Genomic DNA, 15,662 nt, shown 5'->3' on the forward strand with positions numbered 1-15,662 from the left:
TGGTAGCCTACTACGGAAAGCAAAAGTGCATAAAATGGAAATCAACTACCAGTTTAACAAAGCCTATTTAAAAAAGCAGTAAGGGGAAGGAGTTCAATAAATGAAAGAAGCTGTTATTGTTGCAGGGGCGAGAACTCCAGTTGGAAAGGCAAAGAAAGGAGCTTTGAAAGATGTCAGACCAGATGACTTAGGGGCGATCGTCGTAAAAAAAACGCTAGAAAGGGCTAATCATTATGTAGGAAATATTGATGATTTGATCATTGGTTGTGCGATGCCAGAAGCAGAGCAAGGAATGAATATGGCGCGAAATATTGGAGCGCTGGCAGGTCTTGCTTACACAGTTCCAGCGATTACGATTAATCGATATTGTTCATCGGGGCTTCAAACGATCGCATTTGCAGCTGAAAAAATCATACTCGGTCATGCCGATACGATTATTGCTGGAGGTGCCGAATCTATGAGCCTTGTGCCAATGATGGGGCATGTTGTCCGTCCAAATGTCAAATTGGCTGAATCGGCACCACAGTATTATATGAGCATGGGGCATACAGCTGAAAAAGTAGCAAGGAAATATGGAATTACTCGTGAAGATCAGGACGCCTTTGCAACTTTAAGCCATAAAAAGGCAGCTGCTGCGATATTGAACGGTTATTTTACCGAAGAAATTGTTCCTGTAGAGGTGAAAAGGAAAAGAATTGATCAGAATCACAGATTGAACGAAGAAGGTACTCTATTTAGCCAAGATGAAGGGGTGCGTCCAAATACAAATAAGGAAAGTCTTGCTTCATTAAAGCCGGCGTTTGTCGTGAATGGTACTGTAACAGCAGGAAATGCTTCACAAATGAGTGATGGAGCAGCTGCTGTGATGGTCATGGAAAAAGAAAAAGCAACCTCGCTTGGACTGAAGCCAATTGCTAAATTTAGATCGTTTGCAGTTGCTGGGGTACCGCCAGAAATAATGGGAGTGGGTCCAGTTGCAGCGGTGCCAAAAGCGTTAAAGTTAGCGGGCTTACAGTTATCCGATATTGGCTTGATTGAGCTAAACGAAGCGTTTTCCGCTCAGGCGATTGCTGTGATAAGAGAACTAAAATTAGATGAAGAAAAAGTAAATGTAAATGGAGGGGCCATTGCTTTAGGTCATCCGCTAGGCTGCACAGGTACAAAGCTTACTTTAACACTATTGCATGAAATGCGACGACGGCAGGTTCAATATGGGATGGTAACGATGTGTGTTGGAGGGGGAATGGGAGCAGCTGGTATTTTTGAACTCATATAGCAGGATGAGAGCTCTAATCAGGCTTTTAGAAAGGAGCCAATACAAGAGGGGGAATATATGTGGCGAATCAAGCGGGTTCAGTAATCAAAGGAGGCAGCTTCCTGATCGATGACATTTCCAGTGAACAAATAATAACTCCAGAAGACTTCACTGACGAACAACAATTAATTGCGAAAACAACAGAAGAATTTGTTATCCAAAAAGTTATGCCGCAATTGGAGTATTTAGAACACCATGAATTTGAACGATCCGTGAAACTATTAAAAGATGCTGGTGAATTAGGTCTCCTCAGTGCAGATGTTCAAGAGGAATATGGTGGTTTAGAGTTAGATAAAATTAGTTCAGCGCTTATTACAGAAAAAATGTCTAGAGCTGGAGGATTTTCGCTTTCCTATGGTGCCCATGTCGGGATTGGCTCATTGCCGATCGTACTATTTGGGAATGAAGAGCAAAAGGAGAAATATTTACCGATGCTTGCAACAGGTGAAAAGATTGCGGCATATGCATTAACAGAACCAAGCTCAGGTTCAGATGCCCTAGCGGCAAAAACAACAGCTAAGCTTAATAAAGAGGGGACGCATTATATCTTAACCGGAGAAAAACAATGGATCACAAACTCGGCATTCGCTGATGTTTTTATCGTGTATGCTAAAATTGATGGTGAACATTTTTCTGCTTTTATTGTTGAACGGGAATTCCCAGGAGTATCGACTGGACCTGAAGAGAAAAAAATGGGAATCAAAAGTTCTTCAACAAGAACTTTAATTTTGCAAGATGCTCAAATACCAAAGGAAAATTTATTAGGTGAATATGGGAAAGGTCATGTGATCGCCTTTAATATTTTAAACATAGGACGTTATAAATTAGCGGTAGGTGCGGTGGGTGCTTCTAAACGTGCATTTGACGTAACGATTCAATATACCAATCAGAGGCAGCAGTTTAAAACGCCTATATCAAAATTCTCATTAACGAAGGAAAAACTGGCAACAATGGCGTCTTTGGTTTATGCGGCAGAAAGCTCTGTTTATCGTACAGTTGGTCTATACGAAGATCGAATGTCCCAACTATCTAAACAAGAATTACAAGATGGGAAGGTTGTTGCTAACGCGGTCGCCGAGTATGCTATTGAATGTTCTTTAAATAAAGTTTTTGCAACCGAAGCGTTAGATTATATTGCAGATGAGGGAGTTCAGCTTCATGGTGGCTATGGCTTTATGTCAGAATACGAGATTGAAAGAATTTATCGTGATTCACGGATCAATCGTATTTTTGAAGGAACCAATGAAATTAATCGTTTATTAGTACCCGCTACTTTTTTACGAAAAGCATTAAAGGGAGAGTTGCCTTTACTTGAAAAAGCGCAAAAACTCCAAGGGGAATTATTGATGCTTGTACCAGAAACACCCGGGGAAGAACCATTAGCACTAGAGAAATACTTAGTGAAAAATGCCAAAAAAATTGCACTTCTCATCTTAGGTTTGGCTGCACAGAAATATGGAAAAGCTTTAGAAAGTGAGCAAGAGATCCTCGTCAATATTGCTGATATGATCTCAAATACCTACGCAATGGAATCAGTTGTTTTACGAACGGAAAAAGCCATTGGGAGTGTAGGAGTAGCTAAAAGTAATCAAAAATTATTGTATACACAAATATTTTGCCAAGAAGCCTTCCAAAAGATTGAACAGGATGCAAGAGAAACATTAATTGGGGTAGAACAGGGGGATTCCCTAAGAATCATGTTATCAGCGCTCCGAAAATTTACACGCTTTCATCCGAAGAATCTGATTTCCTTAAAAAGGGAAACTGCAAGTGGATTAATCGAGTCAGAACGTTATATCGTTTAAGTGAATGAAGGCTGACTATTCACTAGTCAGCCTTCATTCATAAAACTAAAACAATAAGTAAGCAGGAATTATTAAGAATAAGTGGAATATTACAAAGAAACTTGAGATACTATTTTCGATTCATCGAACATTATGTTAAAATATCTCTAGAAGTGTACTACATAGTTAAGTGGGGTGACGAGTTGACTCTTAAGTTTTATTGGTATCCAAAATGCGGTACATGTCGAAAAGCTAAAAAGTGGCTAGATGAGCGTGATGTTTCATATCAGGAAATACATATTGTAGAAACACCTCCTAACCGTGAGGAAATTGAAGAGATGTACAAAAATAGTGGACAAGAATTAAAGAAATTCTTTAATACAAGTGGTCAGAAATACCGTTCGCTTGGTTTAAAGGACCGTGTAAAGGAAGCGACTGAAGAAGAATTACTTGATCTACTTGCATCAGATGGGATGTTAATCAAGCGCCCAATTGTTACGGATGGAAATAAAGTGACAATCGGATTTAAAGAAGAAGATTTTAATAATACTTGGATATAATATGGTATGCTATAATCAATACATATTTATTTAACTGGAGGAATAAAAATGACTACACCAAAAGAATTACGTTATTCAAAAGACCATGAATGGGTAAAAGTTGAAGGGAATAAAGCAACGATTGGAATTACAGAATTCGCTCAATCTGAACTAGGTGATATTGTGTTTGTAGAGTTACCAGAAGTAGACGATGAGATCTCAGCTGGCGAGCCATTCGGAAGTGTCGAATCAGTAAAAACAGTTTCTGAATTATATGCTCCTATCAGTGGAAAAGTAGTAGAAGTGAATGAAGATTTAAATGACGATCCACAATTTGTGAATGAATCACCATATGAAAAAGCATGGATGATCACAGTTGAATTATCTGATGCTTCACAAGTTGAAGAATTAATGACAGCACAACAGTATGAAGAAATGATCAACCAAGATTAATGAAATTAGAAAGCGCCTCTATGTGGCGCTTTCTGTATTTGGGAATATTTTTCTAAATTAAGAAAAATAAGTTTTTTGAAATCAGATTAATGTCTGGCGCTTGCTATTTCTAATAGGGGAGAAAAAATGAGAGATTTTAATCAGAACAAGGTTATTATTGTAGAGGGGATTTCGGATCGTAACAAAATAAAAAAGATAATAAAGGAACCTATCGAGATTATTTGTACAAATGGAACGATTTCCGCAGACACATTAGAAGAATGGATAGAAACATTGTTTGATTGCGATCTCTATATTTTAGTTGATGCCGATGAATCGGGTAAAAAATTGCGTCAGCAATTAAAAAGGGAGTTTCCTAATGCTGTTCACTTATATATTGACAAAATGTATCGTGAAGTAGCTACCGCACCTCATTATCATTTGGCAACAATTCTTTTAACAGCTAATATTGAAATTCATAGTGAATACTTAGATAGAGGAAAGAATAATGATTGACTGGAACCAAGACCAATTAGATAAATTTATTAATCAACAAGATACAGGTTGTATTTACCTATATACTCCTTTTTGCGGCACTTGCCAAGTAGCTAGTAAAATGCTCTCGGTTGTTGAAGAAATACTGCCAGATTTAAAACTCGGTAAAATAAATCTTAACTATAGACAGGATCTAGCTCAAAAATGGCAAATTGAGAGTGTCCCATGCTTACTGTTTTTTAAACAAGGAACGCTGATATCTAAAATTTATACCTTTCACTCTGTTCCTTATTTAATAGAAAAGATAAACAAAACTTTATTGGACTAAATAGGGCTGTTATTAGACAGCTCTTTTTGTTTTTTTACATATTTCTCAGGAAATATGAAGGAAATAGTAGAATTTTGTGGTAATTTGTAGGAATATTACGACAACTTATTTCAACTATAAGCAGGAAACAAAAAGAATCAAACTGAATATATTCCTTAGAAATAAGGACGGGGTGGATTTAGTATGATTGAACTAATCAAATTATGGACGGAGCAAGTGAATCGTAAGCAAGCACTACGGACAATGATTAAAGATCTTTGTTTTTCTTTTCAACTAAAAATGGGAAAAAAGGATATAACTGTAAAGATTGAAAAAAGTCGAATTCATTTAGAAGAATACTCTCGACCACAAGATTCAACAAGGAGATTGGAAGGAAACGAGGAATTATTTCTATCTATCATTCTTGGAGAACGGAAGTTGCGCGAGGCTGTTAAAAGGAATGAAATAACAACGACGTTTTCAATTCGAGAACTATTACTGTTAGAGTCCCTGTTTTATTTAGGCAAACCAGAGTTGCTACATAAATTTGCGACAAAAATCAACTAATCTAGATTGACATCTTCTTCCAATGTGATACAATTTTACTATGTTAAATAGTAAAATTTTTTTATTCTAAATCACACTTTTCCTATATGAAATGGAGAGATAACGATGTCCGAAAAAAACTATCGTATTGAAACTTTAAGTGTGCATGGCGGTCTGCAACCAGATCCTGTAACTGGAGCAAGGGCGGTACCTATTTATCAAAACAATGCCTATCAATTTAAAAACACAGACCATGCAGCGAATTTATTTGGTTTAGCTGAACCAGGCTATATTTATACCCGGATACACAATCCAACTACTACCGTTTTTGAAGAAAGAGTGGCATTACTTGAAGGTGGGATCGGGGCTTTAGCGGTTTCTAGTGGAATGGCAGCCATTACTTTAGCAATTTTAAATATTGCTGAAAACGGCGATGAAATCATATCTGCTTCAAATTTATATGGTGGAACTTATAATTTATTTGCTGTAACGCTTCCTAAATATGGAATTAAAGTTAAATTTGTTGATCCAGAAGATCCAGAGAACTTCCGCAGTGCGATTACAGATAAAACAAAGGCAGTCTTTGCTGAAACCATTGGAAACCCAAGTTTAAAAGTGTTAGATATTGAAAAAGTTGCCAATATTGCTCATGAGGCAGGAGTGCCATTAATTATTGACAATACATTTGCAACGCCATATTTATGCCGTCCAATCGAATTTGGTGCAGACATTGTCGTTCATTCAGCAACAAAATGGCTACTTGGAAATGGTACGTCAACTGGAGGTATTATTGTTGATAGCGGTAAGTTTGACTGGAATACACCTAAATTCCCTGGTTTAACAGAGCCAGATGAAAGTTATCATGGACTCGTATACACACGTGATGTAGGTGCTGCAGCTTATATTACAAAAGCACGTGTGCAACTTTTACGTGATTTAGGTCCTGCTTTAAGTCCACAAAATGCTTTCCAATTTGTATTAGGGCTTGAAACTCTACATGTAAGAATGAAGGAACATGTTGCTAATGCGGTTAAAGTAGTACAATATTTAGAAAAACATCCTGCTGTGAGCTGGGTTCTTTATCCTGGTAGTGAAAATAACCCTGATAAAGAATTAGTAGATAAATATTTGCCTAAAGGTGCAGGTTCGATGATTGTTTTCGGAATTAAAGGTGGAAGAGAAGCAGGGGCAAAATTAATTAATAGTATGGAATTATTTGCTCATGTTGCTAACGTTGGGGATGCAAAAAGCTTAATTATCCATCCGGCAAGCACTACACATCAACAATTAAGTCCCGAAGATTTAAAAGCAGCAGGTGTTGGCGAAGATTTAGTTAGACTTTCCATCGGAATTGAAAACATTGACGATATTATTGAAGATCTAGAACAAGCCATTTCGAAGGCAACAGGTCTCACTTCATTATAAAGTCAAGAATTAGCAATATATTGAAATATGATTTCCCAGATTGACACTCACTGTTAAGACGTGATACGATTACCTTCGTAAATCTATAAAAATAGTATATTGATATAAATATATACTCTTATCAAGAGAGGTGGAGGGATGTGCCCAATGAAACCCGGCAACCGTCAATTTTTATTGAAATGGTGCCAATTCACACAAAGCTTATGGCTTTGATAGATGAGAGAAAGGTGAATTTATTATGCCTTTCTGCTCTCATTAGCGGAAGGGCATTTTATATATCCCTAGAAACTATGATGTGTAAAAAAAGAAGGTGAACGGATTACGATGATTTCAATCAAAAATGTAAAAAAGATATTCTCTACAAAGCAAGGAATTGTTACAGCAGTGACGGATGCAAATTTGGAAATTGAAGAGGGCGAAATTTTCGGTGTGATCGGTTATAGTGGTGCAGGTAAAAGTACCTTAATTAGAATGCTGAATGGCCTTGAAATTCCAACCGACGGATCCGTAACCGTTGCTGGAAAGCAAGTTTCTCATATTAAAGGAGCAGACTTAAGAGCCGCTCGTCAAGAAATTAGTATGATCTTTCAACATTTCAACCTGCTGTGGTCAAGAACGGTGAGAGAAAATATTGCTTTTCCTCTTGAAATTGCTGGGATTCCCAAGCAAAAAAGAAAAGAAAGAGTAGATGAACTGATCCAATTAGTAGGATTGCAAGGAAGAGAGGATTCTTATCCATCCCAGTTGAGTGGAGGACAGAAACAACGGGTAGGAATTGCTCGAGCACTTGCTAATAATCCAAAAGTATTACTTTGTGATGAAGCAACATCTGCATTAGATCCACAAACAACAGATTCGATCCTAGAATTGTTAGTTGATATTAATAAAAAACTAGGTTTAACGATTGTATTAATTACACATGAAATGCATGTTATTCGTAAGATTTGTCATCGAGTTGCGGTAATGGAGGATGGGAAAATTGTTGAACAGGGGCCCGTTTTGGAAGTATTCAAAGACCCAAAACAACAAATTACGAAACGTTTTGTTCAACAAGTTACTGAACCTGAGGAAACGAAGGAGACGATCCAGCATTTACTCAAACAAATTACAAGTGGAAAAGTCATTCAGCTTTCTTTTGTTGGGGAAGGAACCGAGCAGCCATTAATCACGAATTTGATTCGAAAATATGATGTTACGGTCAACATTCTTCAAGGAAAAATCTCGCAAACACGAGATGGATCTTATGGTTCTTTATTTATCCATATGGACGGAAAAGAGGATGTTGTGAATGATGCGATTCACTTTATTGAATCACAACAGGTTAGAGTGGAGGTGATTCCACATGCTTAACCAGTTGTTTCCTAATGTGAACTTGGAAAAGGCACTTGAGAAAACAGTTGAAACCCTTTATATGACAGGGGCTTCACTCATTTTTATTGTCATTATTGGTATTGCTTTAGGCTTGTTACTATTTTTAACATCAAGTGGGAATCTATGGCAAAACAAATTTATTAATTCAATTATCGCAGCAATTGTAAATATATTTCGATCGATCCCTTTTGTTATTTTAATTGTCTTATTAATCCCTTTTACAAAAGTAATTGTAGGATCTATGATCGGGAAAGAAGCGGCTTTACCTGCATTGATTATTGGATCGGCACCATTCTATGCGAGAATGGTTGAAATCGGTTTGCGAGAAATTGATAAAGGGGTCATTGAAGCTGCGAGATCTATGGGTGCAAAAACGAGTACGATTATTTTTAAGGTACTTCTTCCAGAATCCATGCCAGCTGTTGTTTCAGGTATCACTGTAACAACGATTGCTCTAATAGGTTATACAGCTATTGCGGGCGTTATTGGTGCAGGTGGCTTAGGAGACTATGCTTATTTAGATGGTTTTTCACGAGGACAAAATGACGTGACATTATTTGCGACAATTATTATATTAATTATTGTGTTTATCATCCAATATATTGGAGATGCTATAACAAAAAAAATAGATAAAAGATAGGATGGGGAAAATGAAAAAATTATTAATGTTATTACTTACCTCTCTATTTGTACTAGTGTTAGCGGCATGTGGAAATGCTGAAGGGGACAAGATTAAAATTGGTGCAACAAGTGCACCGCATGCTGAAATTCTTGAACAAGCAAAACCAATTTTAGAAGAAGAAGGAATTGAATTAGATATTCAGACTTTTAGTAAATATGAATTAATCAATCCAGCTCTAGATGATGGTGATCTTGATGCAAACTATTTCCAACATATCCCATACTTGAATACAGAGGTTTCAGAAAAAGGATATAAAATTGTCAACGCAGGCGGTATTCATCTTGAGCCGATCGCTATCTATTCTAAAAAATATAAATCAAAAGAAGAAATTGAAGATGGTGCAACAGTGATTATGAGTAGCAGTGTTCCTGACCATGGACGTATTCTATCCTTGTTTGAAGCGGAAGGCTTACTTACGCTAAAAGATGGTATTGATAAAGCTGCAGCAACTTTAGATGATATTGTAGAAAATCCAAAGAACTTAAAGTTTGAATACGATTATGCTCCTGATATTCTTCCGCAGGTTTATAATAATGGTGAAGGTGACCTAGTTGTTATTAATTCAAATTATGCGATTCAACATGATATCAATCCAGTCGAAGATTCAATCGTTATTGAATCAGGAGAAAACAATCCTTATGTAAATGTTATTGCTGTAAAAGAAGGCGATGAAGATAAAGAGGAAATTAAAGCTCTTATCGAAGTATTAAACTCTCAAGAAATTAAAGACTTTATTCTTGAAAAATACGAAGGTGCGGTAGTACCTGCTTCTAATTAATTGGCAAAGGCCATGGTTTTTCATAAAACCATGGCCTTTTTATCTAATGATTAATTTTTAAATATACAAATTTAACAGTTGAAGCATACTATATTAGAAAAAAGTTTTTAAATTTTCACCATAAAACTTCATTAAAACCATTCTCAATAGCGGTCATGTAGACTTTCTAAACACTTTTGTTTTGAAAGCTTGTTATTACTGCATAACGGTTGCTAACATTTCAATTTTGGTATAAGATTGAATGAGAATTAAATGAGAATAGAAATGCCGGTTCATACCGACTGATACAATATTATTTTTTTGGAGGTTTTTACATTATGTCAGGTTCTGTACTAACGATTAATGATCTACATGTTTCAATAGAAGAGAAGGAAATTCTTAAAGGTGTGAACCTAGAGATCAAGGGTGGAGAGATCCATGCGATCATGGGACCAAATGGAACCGGAAAATCAACTTTATCTTCAGCAATTATGGGGCATCCAAAATATGAAGTTACTCAAGGTAGTGTTACTTTAGATGGTAAAGATGTTCTTGAAATGGAAGTTGATGAGCGTGCACGTGAAGGTCTATTTCTTGCTATGCAATATCCAAGTGAAATTAGCGGTGTAACAAACGCAGACTTCCTTCGTTCTGCTATCAACAGTCGTCGCGGAGAAGGAAATGAAATTTCTTTAATGAAGTTTATTAAGGAAATGGATAAGAAAATGGATTTCCTTGAAATGGATTCAAACATGGCTTCACGTTATTTAAACGAAGGGTTTTCAGGTGGAGAGAAGAAACGAAATGAAATCCTACAATTAATGATGATCCAACCTAAATTTGCGATTTTAGATGAAATTGATTCTGGTCTTGATATTGACGCATTAAAGGTTGTATCTAAAGGGATTAACGAAATGCGCGGTGAAAATTTCGGATGTCTGTTAATTACCCACTATCAACGTCTTTTAAATTATATTACTCCTGACTTTGTTCACGTCATGATGCAAGGTCGTATTGTGAAGTCTGGTGGACCTGAACTTGCTCAAAGATTAGAAGCAGAGGGATATGATTGGATTAAACAAGAACTAGGAATTGAAGACGAAACAGTTGGGCAAGAAGCGTAAGTTAGGGGGATTTAATGATGACAACAGAATTAGTAAATTCTTTTGGAAAAGAGTATATTAGCTCTTTTTCTAAAGAGATGGGTGAGCCCGGCTGGTTAACTGAATTACGTATTCATGCCTTTGAACTTGCACAGGACACTCCATTACCATATATTGACAAAACAAATATTGAAAAATGGAATTTCTCACAATTTGAAAAGCACATTGTAAAAAGTGAAGACTTCTCAAGTTTTGATGAACTTCCAGAAGAAGTGAAATCATTAATCAATGTTGACGAAAGCAATCAATCTTTATATATCCAAAGAAATAACCGTCCAACACTTCTGTCTGTATCGAAGGAGTTACAAGAAAAGGGAGTTATTTTTACGGATATCTTTACGGCAGCAAGAGAGCATGGAGATTTATTGCAAAAGTACTTGATGAAAGATTGTGTAAAGGTTGACGAGAATAAATTAACAGCCTTACATGCAGCTTTTGTCAATGGCGGTGTATTTATTTATGTACCGAAGAATGTTGAATTAACGGATCCAATTCAAGCCGTTTTCTTACATGACGACGTAGAAGCTAATTTATTTAATCACGTATTGATTGTTGCTGATGATAATAGCTCTGTAACTTATGTTGAAAATTATATTTCTACTGTAAAGAGTACAGGTAATGTATTCAACCTTGTAACAGAAGTAATTGCTAATGGGAATGCAAGAGTACAATATGGTGCAGTTGATAGCTTAGCTGAAGGAGTTACGACCTACGTAAACCGTCGCGGTACTGCACATAGAGATGCAAAAATTGGCTGGTCGTTAGGATTAATGAACGATGGAAATACAATTTCAGATAATACAACAACACTACTTGGTGACGGTGCTAATGGTGATTCAAAAGCAGTTGTCGTTGGGACGGGTGAGCAAATCCAAAACTTCACAACAAGAATTACCCATTTTGGTAAAAATACAGCGGCCAATATTTTAAAACGCGGTGTCCTTAAAGAAAGTTCAACAGCGATCTTTAATGGGATTGGTAAAATTGAACATGGTGCTTCTAAATCAGATGCTCAGCAAGAATCTCGTCTGTTAATGCTAAGCGAAAAAGCACGCGGAGATGCAAATCCAATTTTATTAATCGATGAAGATGATGTAACCGCTGGACATGCCGCATCTGTTGGTCGTGTCGATGAAAGTCAGTTGTATTATTTAATGAGTCGAGGAATTTCAAAGAAAGAAGCAGAGCGTCTAGTTATTCACGGTTTCCTAGCACCAGTTGTAAATGAACTTCCAATTGAAGGAGTTAAAAAGCAGCTAGTTGAAGTGATCGAAAGGAAAGTAAAATAATGGATATCAATGCGATTCGACAACAATTCCCGATTTTACATCAAGAAGTAAACGAACATCCACTCGTTTATCTTGATAGTGCGGCAACTTCTCAAAAGCCCATACAGGTGATTGAAGCTGTATCTAATTACTATCGTCAGGATAATTCGAATGTCCATAGAGGTGTCCATACCCTTGGAACGAGAGCAACGGATGCTTATGAAGGTGCTCGTGAAAAGATTCGTAAATTTATCAATGCTAAGTCGATTCAAGAGATCATTTATACAAGAGGAACTACAACTGCTTTAAATTTAGTCGCTTCAAGTTATGGGAGAGCAAACTTGAGTGACGGCGATGAAATCATTATTACCTATATGGAACATCATAGTAACTTGATTCCATGGCAGCAAGTGGCTAAACAAACAGGTGCGACTTTGAAATATTTTCCACTGCAAGAGGATGGAACGTTATCATTAGATGACGTCCGAGCAACCATTACATCTAATACAAAAATTGTCGCCCTAACCATGGTATCGAATGTACTTGGTACAATGAACCCGATAAAGGAAATCGCAAAAATCGCTCATGAAAATGGAGCAGTCATCGTCGTAGATGGAGCTCAAGGAGCACCACATTTGAGTATAGATGTTCAGGACCTTGACATTGATTTCCTTGCCTTTTCAGGGCACAAAATGTGTGGACCGACTGGCATTGGTGTTTTATATGGTAAAAAGCAGTTGCTTGAAAATATGGAACCAATTGAATTTGGCGGTGAAATGATTGATTTTGTAGGACTCTACGAATCTACATGGAAGGAATTGCCATGGAAGTTCGAAGGTGGAACCCCGATCATTGCAGGTGCAATTGGTCTAGGCGCAGCCATCGACTTTTTACAGGAAATTGGTTTAGATAATATCTTGGAGCATGAGCATAAATTAGCTGCTTATGCATTGGAAAAGATGTCAACAATTGAAGGTTTAACGATTTATGGCCCAGCTGAAGCTGAAAAGCGTGCGGGTGTTATCACATTTAATCTTTCCGACGTTCATCCACATGACGTTGCGACGGTTCTAGACGCAGAAGGAATAGCTGTAAGAGCTGGACACCACTGTGCACAGCCATTAATGAAATGGTTAGACGTTTCGGCTACAGCTAGAGCCAGCTTCTATCTGTACAATACGGAAGAGGATATCGATAGACTTGTGGAGGGACTTGTGAAAACAAAGGAGTATTTTAGCGATGTCTTCTAATTTAGATGCCCTTTACCGTCAAGTAATTATGGATCATTATAAAAATCCACGAAATAAAGGTGTTATTGAAGATGATAGCCTTACGATCAATATGAATAATCCTACTTGTGGTGATCGTATTCAATTAACACTTAAAGTAGAAAATGACAAGGTAGTGGATGCTAAGTTCACAGGAGAAGGTTGTTCGATCTCCATGTCTTCAGCTTCGATGATGACAGATGCAATTAAAGGTAGACCTGTTGAGGAAGCCCTAAAGCTGGCACATACTTTTTCTGATATGGTCCAAGGAAAAGATCCTCATGCTGATCATGAAGATGATGATCTGGATCTTGGGGATATTGAAGCTCTTTCAGGCGTTTGTAAGTTTCCAGCTCGAATCAAATGTGCTACTCTAGCTTGGAAGGCTATGGAGAAGGCCCTTAACGAGGAAGAAAAGTAAAGAAAGTTTCGGTGTTTTGACACCGGATAACATTAGCGAATGATTACTTCGCTTATTAAAGGAGGAAAACGACGATGGCAAAAAAAGCGCCAGAAATCGGTGATTATAAATATGGTTTTCACGATAAAGACGTCTCCATTTTCCGGTCAAAACGCGGCTTAACAAAGGAAATCGTGGAAGAAATCTCAAGAATGAAAGAAGAACCACAATGGATGCTTGATTTTCGTTTAAAATCTTTGGACATTTTTTATAGTAAACCAATGCCACAATGGGGCGGAGATTTATCTTCATTAGATTTTGATGAAATCACTTACTATGTAAAACCATCTGAGCAAACTGAAAGATCTTGGGATGAAGTACCAGAAGAGATTAAGCAAACGTTCGATAAGCTTGGAATTCCTGAAGCAGAGCAAAAATATTTAGCAGGAGTTTCGGCTCAATATGAATCAGAAGTTGTTTATCATAATATGAAAGAAGACTTAGAGGAACAAGGAATTGTGTTTAAAGATACAGATTCCGCTTTAAAGGAAAATGAAGATATTTTCCGTGAGCACTGGGCAAAAGTAATTCCGCCAACTGATAATAAATTTGCTGCTTTAAACTCAGCTGTTTGGTCTGGTGGATCATTCATCTACGTACCAAAAGGTGTGAAAGTAGATACGCCATTACAAGCGTATTTCCGTATAAACTCTGAAAACATGGGTCAATTCGAACGTACATTGATCATTGTTGATGAAGGTGCTTCTGTACACTACGTTGAAGGCTGTACAGCTCCTGTTTATACAACAAATTCACTTCATAGTGCTGTTGTTGAAATCATTATTAAAAAAGATGCATACTGCCGTTATACAACGATTCAAAACTGGGCGAACAACGTGTTCAACCTTGTTACAAAGCGTGCAGTTTGTGAAGCAAATGCAACAATGGAATGGATCGATGGAAATATCGGATCTAAATTAACGATGAAATATCCAGCTGTTATTTTAAAAGGAGAAGGTGCTCGTGGTTTAACCCTTTCAATCGCGATTGCGGGTAAAGGTCAAAACCAAGATGCTGGTGCGAAAATGATTCACTTAGCACCAAATACTTCTTCTACGATTGTATCGAAATCCATTTCTAAGCATGGCGGTAATGTTACTTACCGTGGTCAAGTGAAATTTGGTAGAAATGCTGCCGGTTCACGTTCTAACATTGAATGTGACACTTTAATTATGGATAACCAATCAACTTCAGATACGATCCCTTATAATGAGGTATTGAATGATAATATTTCTTTAGAACATGAAGCGAAAGTATCGAAAGTATCTGAAGAACAATTATTCTATCTAATGAGCCGTGGTATTTCAGAGCAAGAAGCAACTGAAATGATTGTCATGGGCTTCATTGAACCATTTACAAAAGAACTTCCAATGGAATATGCTGTTGAGATGAACAGATTAATCAAGTTCGAAATGGAAGGTTCTATCGGTTAATATATAAAAAACCTTTATATATCAAGGGTTTGGGAGGATTTCATATCGTGCCAAATTGGTGTCGTGCCAAATTTGTGCCAAGTTGAAATTATCTTTTAGTGTAGGAGGCGAACTTTTTAAGTTCGTCTTCTTCTATTTTTTCGGTAATATCAAGATAAGTATCCGCTGTTGTTTTGATGGTTTTATGTCCCAAGCGATTTGATACATATTTTAGGCTAGCACCTGATTCAAGCAGTAGAACCGCATGTGTGTGGTCTGAAGCCGCGGGTCCCTTTATATTCAACACCAGCTTTTTTGCAATATCCTCGGATTGTTTCACGAATAATAGAAGGTGTTAGATAATGACCATTAAAATTTTGGAAGATAATACCATCTTCATTTTTTTGAATCTTGGATTCCCTAAAATTAATTCATAGT

17 protein-coding genes and 1 riboswitch are annotated in these 15,662 nt (G+C 37.0%); of the genes, 16 read left to right on the forward strand and 1 reads right to left on the reverse strand.

The genetic code is table 11. From position 1 onward, the window contains the following. Positions 1-100: 100 nt before the first annotated feature. The 16 genes from Q5760_RS04890 to sufB all read left to right on the forward strand — a co-directional run bounded on the left by Q5760_RS04890 (position 101) and on the right by sufB (position 15,245). Complete coding sequence (locus Q5760_RS04890) at positions 101-1,276, forward strand: acetyl-CoA C-acetyltransferase (RefSeq protein WP_428911112.1); 1,176 nt, start codon at positions 101-103, stop codon at positions 1,274-1,276. A gap of 59 nt (positions 1,277-1,335) precedes the next feature. Beyond that, a complete protein-coding gene (locus Q5760_RS04895; protein WP_428911113.1) occupies positions 1,336-3,120 on the forward strand; it encodes an acyl-CoA dehydrogenase family protein in 1,785 nt (594 codons plus the stop codon). A 182-nt stretch (positions 3,121-3,302) separates the two neighbouring features. Beyond that, complete coding sequence (locus Q5760_RS04900) at positions 3,303-3,659, forward strand: arsenate reductase family protein (protein WP_428911114.1); 357 nt, start codon at positions 3,303-3,305, stop codon at positions 3,657-3,659. Between the two features lie 48 nt (positions 3,660-3,707). Beyond that, positions 3,708-4,091 carry a glycine cleavage system protein GcvH gene (gene gcvH, locus Q5760_RS04905; RefSeq protein WP_428911115.1) on the forward strand — a complete coding sequence of 128 codons (384 nt, stop codon included), beginning with the start codon at positions 3,708-3,710 and terminating at the stop codon, positions 4,089-4,091. A gap of 126 nt (positions 4,092-4,217) precedes the next feature. Then, the gene (locus Q5760_RS04910) at positions 4,218-4,586 is read left to right on the forward strand and encodes a toprim domain-containing protein (RefSeq protein ID WP_428911116.1); all 369 of its coding nucleotides are present in this window, start codon (positions 4,218-4,220) and stop codon (positions 4,584-4,586) included. Further along, positions 4,579-4,893: a thioredoxin family protein gene (locus Q5760_RS04915; protein ID WP_428911117.1), complete on the forward strand. Its 315-nt coding sequence runs from the start codon at positions 4,579-4,581 to the stop codon at positions 4,891-4,893. Before Q5760_RS04910 ends, Q5760_RS04915 begins: the two co-directional genes overlap by 8 nt. Positions 4,894-5,076: 183 nt before the next feature. Further along, positions 5,077-5,439 (forward strand): hypothetical protein, encoded by a 363-nt coding sequence (locus Q5760_RS04920; RefSeq protein WP_428911118.1) that lies wholly within the window; start codon positions 5,077-5,079, stop codon positions 5,437-5,439. 105 nt (positions 5,440-5,544) lie between these two features. Further along, positions 5,545-6,843, forward strand: a complete 1,299-nt coding sequence (locus Q5760_RS04925; RefSeq protein ID WP_428911119.1) for an O-acetylhomoserine aminocarboxypropyltransferase/cysteine synthase family protein — start codon at positions 5,545-5,547, stop codon at positions 6,841-6,843. 115 nt (positions 6,844-6,958) lie between these two features. Beyond that, positions 6,959-7,066: riboswitch (SAM riboswitch) on the forward strand. A 101-nt stretch (positions 7,067-7,167) separates the two neighbouring features. Then, positions 7,168-8,193, forward strand: a complete 1,026-nt coding sequence (locus tag Q5760_RS04930; protein WP_428911120.1) for a methionine ABC transporter ATP-binding protein — start codon at positions 7,168-7,170, stop codon at positions 8,191-8,193. Continuing rightward, positions 8,186-8,854, forward strand: a complete 669-nt coding sequence (locus Q5760_RS04935) for a methionine ABC transporter permease (RefSeq protein WP_428911121.1) — start codon at positions 8,186-8,188, stop codon at positions 8,852-8,854. The genes Q5760_RS04930 and Q5760_RS04935 overlap by 8 nt, the downstream gene beginning before the upstream one ends. 10 nt (positions 8,855-8,864) lie before the next feature. Beyond that, positions 8,865-9,674 (forward strand): MetQ/NlpA family ABC transporter substrate-binding protein, encoded by an 810-nt coding sequence (locus Q5760_RS04940; protein ID WP_428911122.1) that lies wholly within the window; start codon positions 8,865-8,867, stop codon positions 9,672-9,674. A 317-nt stretch (positions 9,675-9,991) separates the two neighbouring features. Continuing rightward, positions 9,992-10,777 carry a Fe-S cluster assembly ATPase SufC gene (gene sufC, locus Q5760_RS04945; protein ID WP_428911123.1) on the forward strand — a complete coding sequence of 262 codons (786 nt, stop codon included), beginning with the start codon at positions 9,992-9,994 and terminating at the stop codon, positions 10,775-10,777. A gap of 17 nt (positions 10,778-10,794) precedes the next feature. Further along, on the forward strand, positions 10,795-12,105 hold the full coding sequence (gene sufD, locus Q5760_RS04950; protein ID WP_428911124.1) for a Fe-S cluster assembly protein SufD: 1,311 nt from the start codon (positions 10,795-10,797) through the stop codon (positions 12,103-12,105). Further along, entirely contained in the window at positions 12,105-13,334 is a 1,230-nt protein-coding gene (locus tag Q5760_RS04955; RefSeq protein WP_428911125.1) for a cysteine desulfurase, read from the forward strand. The genes sufD and Q5760_RS04955 overlap by 1 nt, the downstream gene beginning before the upstream one ends. Continuing rightward, positions 13,324-13,773, forward strand: a complete 450-nt coding sequence (gene sufU / locus Q5760_RS04960; RefSeq protein ID WP_428911126.1) for a Fe-S cluster assembly sulfur transfer protein SufU — start codon at positions 13,324-13,326, stop codon at positions 13,771-13,773. Before Q5760_RS04955 ends, sufU begins: the two co-directional genes overlap by 11 nt. A gap of 74 nt (positions 13,774-13,847) precedes the next feature. Further along, entirely contained in the window at positions 13,848-15,245 is a 1,398-nt protein-coding gene (gene sufB / locus Q5760_RS04965) for a Fe-S cluster assembly protein SufB (protein WP_428911127.1), read from the forward strand. 88 nt (positions 15,246-15,333) lie between these two features. Here the strand turns inward: sufB and Q5760_RS04970 are convergent, their stop codons facing one another. After that, positions 15,334-15,564: a tyrosine-type recombinase/integrase gene (locus tag Q5760_RS04970; protein ID WP_428911128.1), complete on the reverse strand. Its 231-nt coding sequence runs from the start codon at positions 15,562-15,564 to the stop codon at positions 15,334-15,336. Positions 15,565-15,662 lie beyond the last annotated feature (98 nt).

Origin of the sequence: Niallia sp. Kr1 (assembly GCF_050389805.1) — a bacterium.
Classification (GTDB): domain Bacteria; phylum Bacillota; class Bacilli; order Bacillales; family Cytobacillaceae; genus Bacillus_BD.